Genomic DNA, 1,312 nt, shown 5'->3' with positions numbered 1-1,312 from the left:
CTAATCCCAAGCCTTGATCGGAGCGCACTTGCGTTCCGCGATTAAACTCTTCGAAGATTTCCTGCTGTTTTTCTTCCTCGATGCCCATGCCGTTATCCCACACATCAATGCGCACACGCCCTTGAACTCGGCGCACTCCCAGCGCGACTTTACCATTTGGGCTGTAACGAAAGGCATTGGTGAGGAAATTCTGCACCACACGGCGCAACAATTTAGGGTCCGATTTCACCATTAGAGAAGATGGGATCATAGTGAACTCGATCCCCTGTTGTTTGGCCAATGCGCTGAATTCCGCATTGAGGTTCGCCAGAACATCGTTGACCGCGAAGCCATGCACATTGACTTCCAACTTACCCGATTCCAAACGCGAAATATCCAGCAAATCTCCGATCAAATCTTCCGCCGCGCCTAACGCACTTTCGATGTGTGCCGACAACTTGCGGGTTTCGCTGTCTTTGGCTACTTCAGAAAGTGAAGACGCAAACAAACGAGCGGCATTGAGCGGCTGCATCAAGTCGTGACTTACGGCCGCTAAAAAACGCGATTTCGATTTCGATTCCAAATCCGAACGCTGCGTCGCTGCCACCAACTGCTTGTTGAGTTGCTCCAACTCTCTGGTGCGCGCGCGTACTCGTTCTTCTAACGTTTCATTGGCGTCTTTCAGCGCTTGCTCGGCATCGCGGAATACAGTGATGTCCGTAAAGCTCATTACAAAACCACCGCCGGGCATCGGGTTACCCTGCACTTCAATCACTCGTCCATCAGGGCGCACACGGGAAGAGGTATGTCGCGTACCTTGTTCAAGGTGATACACGCGGCGGCGTACGTGGTCTTCTGGATCGCCGGGGCCACACAAACCTTGCTCAGCATTGTGGCGAATCACATCAGCAATCGGTCGGCCGACTTGAATTAATCCGGGCGGGAATACAAATAACTCTAGGTAACGCTGGTTCCACGCCACCAGCCGCAATTGTTTGTCGACCACCGCAATCCCTTGGCCGATATGTTCTATCGCCCCTTGGAGTAACCCGCGGCTAAAGTCGTACAGCTCGGATGCTTCATCAACAATGGTTGCGACTTCTTCAAGCTGCATATTTCTGCCTTGCAACGCAGAAGTAAGTACTAACTTAGCGGAAGAGGCACCAAACACCCCAGCCAATACGCGTTCAGTGTGACGAATCAACGAAGACGGCGCTTGTTGGTTCGGTAACAACTCCTCTCTCTGCTGGCTCCAATAGGCTTGGAAAGCCACTTTCACCCGAGTGCGGCCAACAAAGCGTGAGGCAAGCATTTCCAGCTCAGCCACGGTAAC

Annotated in this window: 1 protein-coding gene; it reads right to left on the bottom strand. The window is 52.5% G+C overall.

What is annotated here, in order from left to right; translation table 11 throughout:
* A partial coding sequence (locus R7E47_RS24540) for a PAS-domain containing protein (protein ID WP_318085318.1) occupies positions 1-1,312 on the bottom strand: 1,312 nt, incomplete at both ends.

Origin of the sequence: Vibrio sp. Vb1026, from assembly GCF_033338745.1 — a bacterium.
In the GTDB taxonomy this organism is placed as follows: domain Bacteria; phylum Pseudomonadota; class Gammaproteobacteria; order Enterobacterales; family Vibrionaceae; genus Vibrio; species Vibrio alginolyticus.
This window is presented reverse-complemented; position numbering and strand designations above follow the sequence as displayed.